Below are 14,626 nucleotides of genomic sequence, written 5' to 3'. Positions count from 1 at the left end.
TCACCAGTGTTCCATCGAGGCGACGAACACCCGTGCCAGGTCCTCGTCCGTGGGCGCCTTCGGCGCGGTCGCCAGCAGCCGCTGCTGCTGGGTCGCCCCGGCCACGAGGTCGTCCACGTCGCCGGCGCCGTACCCCACCTCGGCCAGCCCGTTCGGGAGGCCGATGTCGCGCATCAGCGCGGTGACCACGCCCGCCAGCAGCTCCGGCCCGTCGCCGGTCGCGCCCGGGTCGAGGATCCGGGCCGCGCGCAGGTGCCGCTCGGGTGCCGCGTCGAAGGTGAACCGGAACGCCGCCGGGGCCGTGAGCGAGACCGCCATCCCGTGCGGCACGATCGGCTCGCCCTCGGGGTAGCCGTCCGGCACGAAGTCGCGCACCCGGCCCGCGATCGGGTAGGCGTTGGCGTGCGGGATGTGCACGCCGGCGTTGCCGAAGCCGAGGCCGGCGAACGTCGCGGCCATCGCCATCTGCTCGCGCGCCCCGGTGTCGTCGCCGTCGCGGACGGCGGCGCGGAACGCCCCCGCGAGCAGGCTCAGCGCCTTCTCCGACCACATGTCGGCGATCGGGTTCGCCCCGCAGTAGGGCACGCGCTGGTCGGCCTCCTTGGCGTCGAAGTCGGCGTACCACCGGGCGGTGTAGCTCTCCAGCGCGTGGCAGAGGATGTCCATGCCCGACGCGGCGGTCACCATCGTGGGCTGCGAGATCGTCAGCTGCGGGTCGACGATCGCCAGCCGCGGGCGGAGCGCTGGATGGCTGATCCCGGTCTTCACCTTCAGCGCCAGCACGTCGAGCACGCAGATGGTCGTGCTCTCGCTGCCGGTGCCGGTGGTGGTCGGGATCGCGACCAGCGGCAGCAGCGGCTCCAGCGGCGCGCGCGCCTTGCCGACCGGCGCGTTGACGTAGTCCATCAGCTCGCCCGGGTTGGTCAGCAGCAGGTTGACCGCCTTGGCAGTGTCGATCGACGAGCCGCCACCGATCGCCACGATCGCGTCCAGGCGGCGTCCGGTCGACTCCGCGTCGCGGGCGAAGGCGATCGCCTCCTCCATCGACTCGTCGGTCGGCTCGACCCGGGCGCGGTCGAAGATCACGGTCTCGATCCCGTGCTGCCACACCTGCTCGGCGACCCGGGTGGGGTGGCCGGTCGCCATCACACCCGCGTCGGTCACGAGCAGGACCCGACGGGCACCGAGCGTCGCGAGGTCGTGGCCCACCTCGGCGGACGCGCCGGCGCCGAACTTGAGCGCAGGCGCGGCGTAGGTGAAGACGGTCTCGCGCACGGGCCGAATCTACGCCGGGAGCTGGGCGCGCAGCGCCGCGATCGAGGTGTGCACGAGGTCGCGGACCGGGTGGTCCGGGTCGTCGAGCGACGCGAGCGGCACCCACGCCGCGGCGTCCGTCGTGCCGTCGACCTCGACGACGCGGGGCTCGCCGCCCGACACCTCGGCGGCGTAGACGATCTGGAGGGCGTGGAAGTCCTCGCGGCGTCCGGAGGGCGCCGTGCCCTCGAAGTGGGTCGAGCCGACGTCGAGGACCGCGCCCGGCGTGCAGGTCAGCCCGGTCTCCTCCTGGACCTCGCGGACCACCGTCTGGCGCGGCTCCTCGCCGTGGTCGATGCCGCCGCCCGGCAGCATCCACTCGCCGGGGTGCGGCCCGCGCGCCGAGTTGCGGGTCAGCAGCACCTCCGGCCCGCCCGGTCCCTCCCGCAGCACCAGGGCGTACGCCGCGACGCGCTGGAGCCGGAACGGCTGGTGCTCCGCCAGCACCTCGGTCACCAGGCCCACCACCGGCACGGTGCCGTCGAGCACCCTCGCCACCGGGTGCCACGCGGCGTCCATCGTCGACCCGTCGACCTCGACGACCCGGGGCTCCGGGCTGTCGACCGGCACCCAGCCGTCGTAGACGATCCGCAGCGCGTGGGCGTCGGCGCGTCGCCCGTGCCGCCAGGTGTCGCGCTGGTGCTGCGAGTAGACGTGCGCGGTCTCGTCGACGACCACGTCGAGACCGGTCTCCTCGTGCACCTCGCGCACCACGGCGTCGCGCGGGTCCTCGCCGTGCTCGAGGCCGCCACCCGGGAGCGTCCACAGCTCCTTGGCGGTCAGCCGCTTGGCCAGCCGGCTGAGCAGGATGCGCTCGTCGCGGATGATCACGGCGTACGCCGCGACCCGCTGCACCCTCCGCACCTGTCGTCGCTCCGCCACGTCTCGACCCTAAGTGGTCGGCGGGGCCGCTCGGACACGGACGCTCAGGCGAACGGCGGTCGTGCGTCGCGGGCCAGCGAGCGGCGCCCGGCCCAGCGCCAGACCCGGGCCGCGCGGTCGCGGTCCTCGTCGGTGACGAGGTTGCCCATCCACCGCAGCGCGAGCGTCATCAGCCAGTCGGAGCGCATGCCGGCCGGGCCGAGCGTGGAGAGCAGGTGCGGGACGGTGACGAGGCCGGCGAGGCGGCGGGCGATGGAGAACGCCTCGCCGTAGTGCTCGCCCAGCAGCGCCGGCCAGGCGCGGCCCAGGTCGGCGCCGTCGGCGATCAGGTCGGCGACGAGCCGGCCGGTCTCGAGCCCGTAGTCGATGCCCTCGCCGTTGAGCGGGTTGACGCAGGCGGCCGCGTCGCCGATCAGCGCCCAGTTGGGCCCGGCCACGTTGCTCACCGCGCCGCCCATCGGCAGCAGCGCCGAGGTGGGCATGCGGAGGTCGCCGGAGAGCTCGAAGTCCTCGCGGCGCAGCTCGGCATAATGCGCCATCAGCGGCTTGACCGCCAGGTCGGCGGGTCGCTTGCTGGTGGCGAGCGTGCCGACGCCGAGGTTCACCTCGCCGTTGCCCGCGGTCGAGCCCAGCGGGAAGATCCAGCCGTAGCCCGAGAGCACCTTCCCGGCCTCGTCGCGCAGCTCGAGGTGGCTGCTGATCCACGGGTCGTCGCTCATCCCGCTGGCCACGTAGGACCGGCCGGCGACGCCGTAGACCGTGTCGCGGTGCCACTCGCGCCCCAGCGCCTTGCCCAGCGGCGAGCGCACCCCGTCGGCCACGACGAGGTGCCGACAGGCGATCTCGACCGGGCCCTCGGCGGTCTTGAACACCACTGCGGCGACCCGCCCGCCCTCGCGGCGTACGTCGACCGCGCGGAAGCCGTCGAGCGCGGTCGCGCCGGCCTTGATCGCGGTGGTCCGCAGGTGGTCGTCGAGCTCGGTGCGCGCGACCGCCGAGCCCCAGGCGGGAAGCGTGCCGCCGGGCCAGGGCAGCAGCAGGGTCTGGCCGAACCCGTGGGCACGGAGCCCCTGGTTGACCGTGTGTGCCCGCAGCCAGTCGCCGAGGCCGAGCCGCTCCAGCTCGCCCACCGCCCGGGGGGTCAGCCCGTCACCGCACGTCTTGTCGCGCGGGAAGACTGCCGCGTCGGCCAGCACCACCTCGGCGCCGCCGCGGGCCAGCCAGGCGGCCGCGGCCGACCCCGCAGGACCGGCGCCGACGACGAGGACGTCGGCGTGCGGAGGAGGGGGTGCGGTCACCCGCTCATTGTCTCAGGACCACCAGCGGCGGGCTGAATCCGCGTCAGGCGCCCTGACCGCCCAGCGGCGGGAACTTCTCCTCGGCCTGCTCGTAGCCCTCGGAGTCCTCGAACATGCCCTTCTCGACGTCGAAGGTGCGCTGGGTGTTGTCGACCTCGACGCCGTCCGGGCGGTTGTCGGGGTCGAGGCGGCGCTCCCGCTCGGCCTCGATCTCCGCCTCGTCCGAGGGGTCGGCGCCGGGCTGCCGGGTGCCCCCGGACTCGCCCGACGCCTGCGCTGAGGCGGGCTCCTCGTCGCCGTCGCCGCCCTCGTCGGGCGGGCCCTCGGCGGCGTGCTCGCCACCCGCCCCTGCCACGGGCGGCGGGTCGCTGTGGGGGTCGTCGTCGGGCGCGGCGTGCTTGCCCGGGCTCTCGGGCTGCGACTCACTCATGTGGGTGGTGTACCCCAACTGCGGCGACCGGTCACCCCTGACCGCGACGCGGGTCGACGGCCACCCGCCGGTCGCGCCCGGTGCCGAGCGTGGGGTGGCGGGCGCGGACGTGCACCTCCCAGCTCTCCGCGTGCAGCACCCACAGGCGCAACCCGTCGTCGTCCGACAGCTCGTCCGCGCTGAACCGCCGCCCGCCGCGGCTCCTCGTAGTCGTGCGGGGTGAAGAAGACCGGCGAGGTGCGGGCCCGGCCGTCCTCGTCGACCGTGCCCAGCACGACGTAGCGGACCGAGTCGAGGATGTCGCGGGCCAGCTGGTCGAGGTCGGGTGCCTCCGTGCTGCTCATGCGGAGGTCGACCTCGACCGCCGCCCTCACTCATCGCTCGACGTCGGACCTCAGCGATAGGCCTTGTGGCTCAGCAGGTGGATCTTCGGGTTCGCGCAGCCCGTGGTGCGGTGCGCGATGAAGAACGAGCGGGTCTCGTCCGGCACGTAGACGCGGAACCCGTCCACCTTGGTCGGCCGGCACTCCTTCGCGGAGTACGGCCCCGTCGAGGTCTCCACGACCGCGCTGCGCACCTTGTCACCGGGCTGCAGCACCGTCCGGGGGGTCGGGCTCGGGGTCCGGTCGGCCGGCGCCCCGATCTGGGTGCCGTTGCCCTTGCCGACGTAGGACAGCCCGCCGTACCCCTTCACGAAGCAGGCGTGCTCGGAGGTGTTCCGCAGCACGATCCGCCCGTAGCGGTGGCTCGTCGCCGCGTCGCCACCGCGGTACTTCGCGCTCAGGTCGGCCTTCGCGCACTCCGGGACGCCCCGCTCGGTACCCGGGGCCGCGTGCCCGCTCGGCGCCGCCATCAGCACGCCCCCCAGGGCTGCACCGGCGACCACGGTTGCCACGCCGCTCCACAGCGGCACCTTCATCCAACGCTCCATGGCACTCACTCCTCCTGCGGACACGACGGTGCGTCCACCCTCGAGTGTGACCCGCTGGAGCAGCCCGCAGTTGCGGACGGGGCTGAGTTTCGGCTGAGAACTCACCGACCTCAGCGGCGGTCCGCGTCCACGAGGACGGGGTGCACCGTGCTCAGGACGACCGCGGCGGCGAGGACCGCGACCGCGCCGATGATGAAGGGCACGTGCGGGTTGTAGTGCTCGACCAGCTGGCCGGCGGCGAACGGCGCGAGCCCACCGCCGATGAAGCGGACGAAGCCGTAGGTCGCGGACGCCGTCGCGCGCGGCACCGGCGCGATGCTCATCACCGCCGTCGTCACCAGGGTGTTGTTGAGCCCGATCACGATCCCCGACAGCACCACGGCCACGATCACGACCCAGCGGCGGTCGGGGAAGAGCCCGATGACCAGGGAGATGGCGGCCATGGCGGCGAAGGCGCCGTACAGCGTGCGCGGCGTCCCGAACCTCGCCTTGAGGGCCGGCGCCCCGAACACCGCGAAGAGCGCCACCAGCACGCCCCAGCAGAAGAAGACCGCCCCCAGCTTGATCGGCGTCAGGTCCATGAGGAACGGCGCGTAGCCGAGGATCGTGAAGAACGCCCAGTTGTAGAGCAACCCCGTGACGCTGGTGGTGGCCAGGCTGCGGTGCCGCAGCGCCTCGAGCGGCTCGGAGATCGACGCCTTGCGCTCCGGCCTGGGCAGCTCGGGCACCAGCACGACGGTCGCGATCAGGGCGATCAGCATCAGCACGCCGACGCCGTAGAACGGCCCACGCCAGCTGATGTCGCCGAGCACGCCGCCGAGCAGTGGGCCGGAGGCGATGCCGACCCCGAGCGCGGTCTCGTAGAGCACGATCGCGCCGGCGAAGCCACCGCTCGCGGAGGAGACGATCACGGCCAGGGAGGTCGCGATGAACAGGGCGTTCCCCAGACCCCAGCCGGCTCGGAACCCGACGATCTGGGCGATGCTGCCGCTGGACCCCGCGATGAATGAGAAGACCACGATCAGCACCAGCCCGGTCACGAGGGTCCGCTTGGCACCGATCCGGCTCGACACCCATCCGGTCCCGAGCATCGCGACCGCGGTGACGACCAGGTAGCTGGTGAAGAGCAGCTCGACTTGGGACGGCGTGGCCTGCAGCGAGGAGGCCAGCGACGGGAGGATCGGGTCGACCAGGCCGATGCCCATGAACGAGATGACACAGGCGAAGGCCACCGCCCACACCGCCTTCGGCTGGCGGAACGGGCTCGCCGCTGCCCCGGGGAGGTCGACGTGGCGCGCGCTGTGGGAGCCGGTGAGAGCCATGCGCGGAATTATATAGCCTCTCTATATAGAGGTTCAATCCTGTGTACGATCGCCGGTGTGACCCCCCGCGCCGCGCTGTCGTCGGGCGATCGCGACCGGCTGGCCGGCGCGATCTACGCCCTCAGCGCGACCGTGCTGCGCCGCGTCCCGCGCGAGGTCAGCCTGACCGCGATCTCCACGCTCGCGACGCTCGAACGCACCGGGCCGCGACGCATCACCGAGCTCGCCGTCGTCCAGGGCGTCTCGCAGCCGTCGATGACCTCGCTGGTGACCACGCTGGAGCGCGCGGGGCACGTCGAGCGCCGCAGCGACCCCGCCGACGGGCGGGTGGCCCTCGTCTGCGTCACCGACTCCGGCCGCGCCACGCTGCGCGAACGGCGCCGGGCGGGCGCTCAGTCCGTCGCCGAGCTGCTCGACGGCCTGTCCGCGCAGGAGGCGACAGGTCTGCTCGCCGCGCTCCCCCTCCTCGAGCGCCTTCGCGAGCTCGACGAGCAGCAGCGCGACGCAGGCTCCTAGACGCGCCGGGACGCAGCAAGGCCCCCGCCCTCGTCAGCCGGTGGCTGACCCGGACGGGGGCCTTGCGTGCGTTCAGTTCTGGTAGGACCCGAAGTCGAAGTCCTCCAGGGCGACTGCCTGTCCGCCGGCGCCGGCGAACTCGTAGTCGTAGGAGTCGTAGCCGGTCACGGAGTACGCCGCGGCGCGGGCCTCCTCGGTGGGCTCCACCCGGATGTTGCGGTAGCGCTCGAGGCCGGTGCCCGCCGGGATCAGCTTGCCGATGATGACGTTCTCCTTCAGACCCCGCAGCGAGTCGGAGCGTCCGTGGATCGCCGCGTCGGTGAGGACGCGGGTGGTCTCCTGGAAGGAGGCCGCGGACAGCCACGACTCGGTCGCGAGCGAGGCCTTGGTGATACCCATGAGCTCGGGGCGACCCGAGGCCGGCTTGCCGCCCTCGGAGACCACGCGCCGGTTCTCCTCCTCGAACCGCACGCGGTCGACGAGGTCGGAGGGCAGCAGGTGGGTGTCACCCGACTCGAGCACCGTGATCCGGCGCAGCATCTGCCGCACGATGATCTCGATGTGCTTGTCGTGGATCGCCACGCCCTGCGAGCGGTAGACCGCCTGCACCTCGTCGACCAGGTGCTGCTGGGTCTTGCGGACACCGAGGATGCGCAGCACCTCCTTCGGGTCGGGCGTGCCGACCACCAACTGGTCGCCGACCTCGATGTGGTCGCCGTCGGCGACCCGGAGGCGCGAACGCCGGCTGACGGGGTACTCCTGCACGTCGGAGCCGTCGTCGGGAGTGATCTTGACGACGCGCGCCTTGTCGGTCTCCTCGATCTCGACCCGGCCGGCGACCTCGCTGATCGGCGAGACGCCCTTGGGCGAGCGAGCCTCGAACAGCTCGACCACGCGGGGCAGACCCTGCGTGATGTCGTCGGCCGAGGCGACGCCACCGGTGTGGAAGGTGCGCATCGTCAGCTGGGTGCCGGGCTCACCGATCGACTGGGCCGCGATGATGCCGACGGCCTCGCCGATGTCGACGAGCTTGCCGGTGGCCAGCGAGCGGCCGTAGCACTTGGCGCAGGTGCCGGTCTTGGCGTCGCAGGTCAGCACGGAGCGGACCGACACCTCCTCCACACCGGCGGACACGAGCTCGCCGATCTTGACGTCACCGAGGTCCTCACCCGCGGTCGCCAGCACCTCGCCGGTCTCCGGGTGGGTGATCTCGACAGCCGAGGTGCGGGCGTAGGCCGCGGTCTCGGCGTTGTCGTCCTTGCGGACCGTGCCGTCCTCGCGCTTGACGCCGATGCGCTTGATCAGGCCGCGCTCGGTGCCGCAGTCGTCCTCGCGGATGATGACGTCCTGGGAGACGTCCACGAGACGACGGGTGAGGTAGCCGGAGTCCGCCGTGCGGAGCGCGGTGTCGGCCAGACCCTTGCGGGCACCGTGGGTCGCGATGAAGTACTCCAGCACCGTGAGGCCCTCACGGAAGTTGGACTTGATCGGACGCGGGATGATCTCGCCCTTCGGGTTGGCCACGAGGCCACGCATGGCGGCCACCTGCCGGATCTGGTTCATGTTTCCGGAGGCACCGGAGTCGACCATCATGAAGATGGGGTTCGACCGGTCGAAGTTCTCCTCCATCGCGTCGCCGACCTTGCTCGACGCGTCGGTCCAGATCTCGATGAGCTCCTGACGGCGCTCGTCGTCGGTGATCAGGCCGCGCTCGAACTGCTTCTGGATGTTGGCGGCCTGCTTCTCGAAGCCCGAGAGGATCTCGGCCTTGTTGGCAGGGGTGACGACGTCCTCGATCGACACGGTGACACCGGACCGGGTGGCCCAGTGGAAGCCGGTGTCCTTGAGGGCGTCGAGCGAGGCTGCGACCTCGACCTTGGTGTAGCGCTCGGCGAGGTCGTTGACGATCGCGCCCAGGGCCTTCTTGCCCACCTCGTAGTTCACGTAGGGGTAGTCGGCCGGCAGGGTGTCGTTGAACAGGGCGCGACCCAGCGTCGTCTCGAGCGTGATCGCCTGGCCCTCCTCCCAGTCCTCGGCGCCCTCGCCCAGCGGCGGGACGACGTCGGCCAGGCGGATCTTGACCTTGCTCTGCAGCGAGATCTCGCCGCGGTCGAAGGCCATGATCGCCTCGGCCGGCGACGAGAACGCCCGGCCCTCGCCGGGCTCGCCCTCGCGGTCGGTGGTCAGCCAGAACAGGCCGATGATCATGTCCTGGGAGGGCATGGTCACCGGACGGCCGTCGGACGGCTTGAGGATGTTGTTGGTCGACAGCATCAGGATCCGGGCCTCGGCCTGCGCCTCCGCGGAGAGCGGCAGGTGCACGGCCATCTGGTCACCGTCGAAGTCGGCGTTGAACGCGCCGCAGACGAGCGGGTGGATCTGGATCGCCTTGCCCTCGATCAGCTGCGGCTCGAAGGCCTGGATGCCGAGGCGGTGCAGCGTCGGTGCGCGGTTGAGCAGCACCGGGTGTTCCATGATCACCTCTTCGAGCACGTCCCAGACCATCGCGTAGCGCGAGAGACCGGACGTCGCCCGCTCCACCATCCGCTTGGCGGACTTGATGTTCTGGGCGTGGGAGAGGTCGACCAGCCGCTTCATGACGAAGGGCTTGAACAGCTCGAGCGCCATCATCTTCGGCAGGCCGCACTGGTGCAGCTTGAGCTGCGGGCCGGAGACGATGACCGAGCGGCCGGAGTAGTCGACGCGCTTGCCGAGGAGGTTCTGGCGGAAGCGGCCCTGCTTGCCCTTGAGCATGTCGGACAGCGACTTCAGCGGCCGGTTGCCCGGACCGGTGACCGGACGACCGCGGCGGCCGTTGTCGAACAGCGAGTCGACGGCCTCCTGGAGCATCCGCTTCTCGTTGTTGACGATGATCTCGGGCGCGCCGAGGTCGAGGAGCCGCTTGAGCCGGTTGTTGCGGTTGATCACCCGGCGGTAGAGGTCGTTGAGGTCGGACGTCGCGAACCGGCCACCGTCGAGCTGCACCATCGGGCGCAGGTCCGGCGGGATGACCGGGACGGCGTCGAGCACCATGCCCTGGGGCTTGTTGCCGGTCTTGCGGAACGCGTCGACGACCTTGAGCCGCTTGAGCGCCCGGACCTTCTTCTGGCCCTTGCCGGTCGCGATGGTCTCGCGCAGCGACTCCACCTCGGCCGCGATGTCGAAGTCCTGGAGGCGCTTCTGGATCGCCGTGGCGCCCATGTGGCCCTCGAAGTACTTGCCGAACCAGTTCTTCATCTCGCGGTAGAGCATCTCGTCGCCCATGAGGTCCTGGACCTTGAGCGCCTTGAAGGTGCTCCAGACCTCCTCGAGGCGGTCGAGCTCGCGCTGCGCGCGGTCGCGCAGCTGCTTCATCTCCCGCTCCGCGGCGTCCTTGACCTTGCGGCGCTGGTCGGCCTTGGCACCCTCGGCCTCCAGGGCCGCGAGGTCCTCCTCGAGCTTCTTGGTGCGGTCCTCGAGGGAGCCGTCGCGGCGCTTCTCGAGCCGCTCGCGCTCCAGGCCGACCTTGTTCTCGAGCGAGGAGAGGTCCTTGTGACGGGCGTCCTCGTCGACCGAGGTGATCATGTAGGCCGCGAAGTAGATGACCTTCTCGAGGTCCTTCGGGGCCAGGTCGAGCAAGTAGCCGAGCCGGCTCGGGACACCCTTGAAGTACCAGATGTGGGTGACCGGGGCGGCCAGCTCGATGTGGCCCATCCGCTCGCGGCGGACCTTGGACCGGGTCACCTCGACGCCGCAGCGCTCGCAGATGATGCCCTTGAAGCGCACGCGCTTGTACTTGCCGCAGTAGCACTCCCAGTCCCGGGTGGGACCGAAGATCTTCTCGCAGAAGAGGCCGTCACGCTCGGGCTTGAGCGTGCGGTAGTTGATGGTCTCCGGCTTCTTGACCTCACCGTGGCTCCACGTGCGGATGTCCTCCGCGGTGGCCAGGCCGATCCGAAGCTGGTCGAAGAAGTTGACGTCGAGCACTTTGGCTTCGCTTCCCTCTGTTGGTTCTAGGTCGTGCTGATGGGTTGAGGACTGAGGCAGGTGGTGCGCCGGGCGAGCCGGCGCACCACCATCACTCAGACTTCTTCGACGGAGCTGGGCTCGCGGCGGGACAGGTCGATGCCGAGCTCCTCGGCGGCGCGGAAGACGTCCTCCTCCGCATCACGGAGCTCGATCGACGAGCCGTCCTGGCTCAGGACCTCGACGTTCAGGCACAGCGACTGCATCTCCTTGACGAGCACCTTGAACGACTCGGGGATGCCGGAGTCGGGGATGTTCTCGCCCTTGACGATCGCCTCGTAGACCTTGACGCGACCGGGCACGTCGTCGGACTTGATCGTCAGCAGCTCCTGGAGGGCGTAGGCGGCGCCGTAGGCCTCCATCGCCCAGACCTCCATCTCGCCGAACCGCTGGCCGCCGAACTGGGCCTTACCGCCCAGGGGCTGCTGCGTGATCATCGAGTAGGGGCCGGTGCTGCGCGCGTGGATCTTGTCGTCCACGAGGTGGTGCAGCTTGAGGATGTACATGTAGCCGACCGCCACCGGGTCCGGGAACGGCTCGCCGGAGCGACCGTCGAAGAGGGCGGCCTTGCCGTCCTCCTTGACCATCCGCACGCCGTCGCGGTTGGGGTAGGTCGCGCCGAGCAGCCCGACCAGCTCGTCCTCGCGGGCGCCGTCGAACACCGGGGTCGCGACCTTGGTGTCCGGGTCGGCCTGCTGCACGCCGATGTCGACGAGCCGCTGCTGCCACTCCGTGACCTTCTGCGACTTGGGCTTGTCGGCCAGGTCGAGGTCCCAGCCCTGCTTGGCGAGCCAGCCCAGGTGCAGCTCGAGGATCTGGCCGATGTTCATGCGGCGCGGCACGCCCAGGGGGTTGAGCACCACGTCGACCGGCGTGCCGTCCTCCATGAACGGCATGTCCTCGATCGGCAGGATCTTCGCGATGACGCCCTTGTTGCCGTGGCGTCCGGCGAGCTTGTCGCCGACGGAGATCTTGCGCTTCTGCGCGACGTAGACGCGCACCAGCTGGTTGACGCCCGGCGGGAGCTCGTCGCCCTCCTCGCGGTCGAAGACTCGGACGCCGATGACGGTGCCGGACTCGCCGTGCGGGACCTTCATCGAGGTGTCGCGCACCTCGCGCGCCTTCTCACCGAAGATCGCGCGGAGCAGGCGCTCCTCGGGGGTCAGCTCGGTCTCGCCCTTGGGGGTCACCTTGCCGACGAGGATGTCACCGGTGGTGACCTCCGCGCCGATCCGGATGATGCCCCGCTCGTCGAGGTCGGCCAGCATCTCCTCGGAGACGTTGGGGATGTCGCGCGTGATCTCCTCGGGCCCGAGCTTGGTGTCGCGGGCGTCGACCTCGTGCTCCTCGATGTGGATCGAGGTGAGGACGTCCTCCTGCACCAGGCGCTGGCTGAGGATGATCGCGTCCTCGTAGTTGTGGCCCTGCCACGGCATGAAGGCCACGAGCAGGTTGGTGCCCAGGGCCATCTCGGCGTTGTCGGTGCACGGGCCGTCGGCGATCGGCTGGCCCTTGACGAGCTTGTCACCCTCGCTGACCAGCGGGCGCTGGTTGATGCAGGTGCCCTGGTTGGAGCGGCGGAACTTGTTGAGCTTGTAGGTCGTGTAGGTGCCGTCGTCATTCATGGTCTCGATGACCTCGGCCGACACCTCCTTGACCACGCCGTCGGTCTCGGCCACGAGCACGTCGCCGGCGTCGACCGCCGCGCGGTACTCCATGCCGGTGCCGACCAGCGGCGAGTCGCTCTTGATGAGCGGCACGGCCTGGCGCTGCATGTTGGCGCCCATGAGCGCACGGTTGGCGTCGTCGTGCTCGAGGAACGGGATCAGCGCGGTCGCAACCGACACCATCTGGCGCGGGGAGACGTCGACGTAGTCGACGTCGTCGGCCAGGACCTCGGACACCTCGCCGTCGCGCTGGCGGACCAGCACGCGCTCGTCGGTGAACTTGCCCTTGGCGTCGATCGTGGCGTTGGCCTGCGCGATGACGTAGCGGTCCTCGTCGTCGGCGGTGAGGTAGTCGACCTGGTCGGTGATCCGGCCCTTCTCGACCTTGCGGTACGGCGTCTCGACGAAGCCGAAGGGGTTGATCCGGCCGTAGGACGCCAGCGAGCCGATGAGACCGATGTTGGGACCCTCAGGGGTCTCGATCGGGCACATGCGGCCGTAGTGCGACGGGTGGACGTCGCGGACCTCCATGCCGGCGCGGTCGCGGGACAGACCACCGGGGCCGAGCGCGTTGAGCCGGCGCTTGTGCGTCAGGCCCGCGATCGGGTTGGTCTGGTCCATGAACTGCGAGAGCTGCGAGGTGCCGAAGAACTCCTTCAGCGCCGCCACGACCGGACGGATGTTGATCAGGGACTGCGGCGTGATCGCCTCGACGTCCTGGGTCGTCATCCGCTCGCGGACCACGCGCTCCATCCGGGCCAGGCCCGTGCGGAGCTGGTTCTGGATCAGCTCGCCGACCGTGCGCATCCGGCGGTTGCCGAAGTGGTCGATGTCGTCGGCCGAGATCTCGAGGGCGCCCTGGGGCGACTCGATCTCGGTCTGGCCGTCGTGGAGCGCGACGATGTAGCGGATCGCGGCCACGATGTCGTTGAGGGTCAGCGTCTGCTGGTCGAAGGCCTCGACCAGGCCGAGCTTCTTGTTGACCTTGTAGCGGCCGACCTTGGCGAGGTCGTAGCGCTTGGGGTTGAAGTAGTAGTTGTTGAGCAGCGTCGTCGCGGCCTCGCGCGTCGGCGGCTCGCCCGGGCGCAGCTTGCGGTAGATGTCGAGCAGCGCGTCGTCCTCGGCCACGGTGTGGTCCTTCTCGAGCGTGAGCTCGATGGACTCGTAGGCCTTGCCCTCGGTGCTGTTGGGGTCGGCGAACTCGCGTCGGATGTCCTCGATGGACATGCCGAGGGCCTTGAGCAGCACGGTGACGTTCTGCTTGCGCTTGCGGTCGAGGCGGACGCCGACCATGTCGCGCTTGTCGATCTCGAACTCCAGCCAGGCGCCGCGGCTCGGGATGAGCTTGGCGGTGTAGATGTCCTTGTCGGACGTCTTGTCGGCAGAGCGCTCGAAGTAGACGCCGGGCGAGCGGACGAGCTGGGAGACGACCACGCGCTCGGTGCCGTTGATGATGAAGGTGCCCTTGTCGGTCATGAGCGGGAAGTCGCCCATGAAGACCGTCTGGCCCTTGATCTCACCGGTGTCGTTGTTGGTGAACTCCGCCGAGACGTAGAGCGGGGCGGAGTAGGTGAAGTCCTTCTCCTTGCACTCGTCGACGGTGTACTTCGGGTCGTAGAAGACAGGGTTCTCGAACGAGAGCGACATCGTCTCGGAGAAGTCCTCGATGGGGGAGATCTCCTCGAAGATCTCCTGCAGACCGGACTTGCTGGAGACGTCCTCGCCCTCGGCACGCCGACGCTCGACGGCCTTCTCCCACGCCTCGTTGCCGATCAGCCAGTCGAAGCTGTCGGTCTGGAGGGAGAGGAGCTGCGGGACCTCGAGCGGCTCGGAGATCTTCGCGAAGGAGATGCGGCGGCCAGTGCCGGTGGAGGGTGAAGCGGACGTGCGGGAGGTGGTGCGCGCGGCCAAGAGTTGTCCTCAAAAGGGCTCGTGAGCGGAGAGGCGCCCAGCCACCACTACATCGCCCATCCGGACAGGGCGAGGAGCATCTGAGAGCAGGCGCAAGGACCCACGATAGCGGATCAGCGGGCACCCCACAAGCCCGCGCCTCGGCTGAACCGCACAGCGTCCGTCGAGTGTGGTCCGAGGAGTCCCGGAGGTCAAGAGTTGAGGGCGAAGCCAACCGGGCTGGTGTGAAGCGCAATGGGGGCGTGGGAGCGCAGCGACCCGGTCTTTCCGAGCGCAGCGAGGCGCCCCGCGATCGGCCTCCGAGCCGTGGCGACCGCGCCGAAGCGAGTGCAGCGAGCGAGGCGCCGCGA

Annotated in this window: 9 protein-coding genes; 1 reads left to right on the top strand and 8 read right to left on the bottom strand. The window is 70.4% G+C overall.

Translation table 11 applies throughout. The features are described 5' to 3' along the window. From G514_RS0122500 to G514_RS28455, 6 genes are all read right to left on the bottom strand, one after another. Nucleotides 1-1,275 (bottom strand): hydroxyacid-oxoacid transhydrogenase, encoded by a 1,275-nt coding sequence (locus G514_RS0122500; RefSeq protein ID WP_028653581.1) that lies wholly within the window; start codon nucleotides 1,273-1,275, stop codon nucleotides 1-3. 9 nt (nucleotides 1,276-1,284) lie between these two features. Further along, nucleotides 1,285-2,196, bottom strand: a complete 912-nt coding sequence (locus G514_RS0122495; protein ID WP_051248106.1) for an NUDIX hydrolase — start codon at nucleotides 2,194-2,196, stop codon at nucleotides 1,285-1,287. Nucleotides 2,197-2,240: 44 nt separating this feature from the next. After that, complete coding sequence (locus G514_RS0122490; protein ID WP_028653579.1) at nucleotides 2,241-3,494, bottom strand: geranylgeranyl reductase family protein; 1,254 nt, start codon at nucleotides 3,492-3,494, stop codon at nucleotides 2,241-2,243. 43 nt (nucleotides 3,495-3,537) lie between these two features. Then, nucleotides 3,538-3,924 (bottom strand): hypothetical protein, encoded by a 387-nt coding sequence (locus G514_RS0122485; protein ID WP_028653578.1) that lies wholly within the window; start codon nucleotides 3,922-3,924, stop codon nucleotides 3,538-3,540. Between the two features lie 394 nt (nucleotides 3,925-4,318). Beyond that, nucleotides 4,319-4,855: a DUF4232 domain-containing protein gene (locus G514_RS29615; RefSeq protein WP_084152325.1), complete on the bottom strand. Its 537-nt coding sequence runs from the start codon at nucleotides 4,853-4,855 to the stop codon at nucleotides 4,319-4,321. 110 nt (nucleotides 4,856-4,965) lie between these two features. Next, nucleotides 4,966-6,177 carry an MFS transporter gene (locus tag G514_RS28455; RefSeq protein ID WP_084152324.1) on the bottom strand — a complete coding sequence of 404 codons (1,212 nt, stop codon included), beginning with the start codon at nucleotides 6,175-6,177 and terminating at the stop codon, nucleotides 4,966-4,968. Nucleotides 6,178-6,234: 57 nt separating this feature from the next. Here G514_RS28455 and G514_RS0122465 point away from each other — a divergent pair, with 57 nt between their 5' ends. Next, complete coding sequence (locus tag G514_RS0122465; RefSeq protein ID WP_245582308.1) at nucleotides 6,235-6,693, top strand: MarR family winged helix-turn-helix transcriptional regulator; 459 nt, start codon at nucleotides 6,235-6,237, stop codon at nucleotides 6,691-6,693. A 72-nt stretch (nucleotides 6,694-6,765) separates the two neighbouring features. On the opposite strand, the gene G514_RS0122460 is transcribed toward G514_RS0122465, so the two are convergent. Both G514_RS0122460 and rpoB read right to left on the bottom strand, forming a co-directional pair. Next, entirely contained in the window at nucleotides 6,766-10,659 is a 3,894-nt protein-coding gene (locus tag G514_RS0122460; RefSeq protein ID WP_028653576.1) for a DNA-directed RNA polymerase subunit beta', read from the bottom strand. Between the two features lie 95 nt (nucleotides 10,660-10,754). Next, nucleotides 10,755-14,276 (bottom strand): DNA-directed RNA polymerase subunit beta, encoded by a 3,522-nt coding sequence (gene rpoB, locus G514_RS0122455; RefSeq protein ID WP_028653575.1) that lies wholly within the window; start codon nucleotides 14,274-14,276, stop codon nucleotides 10,755-10,757. Between the last annotated feature and the right edge of the window lie 350 nt (nucleotides 14,277-14,626).

This window comes from Nocardioides halotolerans DSM 19273, from assembly GCF_000422805.1.
Taxonomy (GTDB): Bacteria; Actinomycetota; Actinomycetes; order Propionibacteriales; family Nocardioidaceae; genus Nocardioides; species Nocardioides halotolerans.
This window is presented reverse-complemented; position numbering and strand designations above follow the sequence as displayed.

Excerpts from the sequence above, each read along its gene's own strand:
- G514_RS29615 (WP_084152325.1), bottom strand. The coding sequence starts at position 4,855 with ATGGAGCGTTGGATGAAGGTGCCGCTGTGGAGCGGCGTGGCAACCGTG.
- G514_RS0122485 (WP_028653578.1), bottom strand. The coding sequence starts at position 3,924 with ATGAGTGAGTCGCAGCCCGAGAGCCCGGGCAAGCACGCCGCGCCCGAC.
- G514_RS28455 (WP_084152324.1), bottom strand. The coding sequence starts at position 6,177 with ATGGCTCTCACCGGCTCCCACAGCGCGCGCCACGTCGACCTCCCCGGG.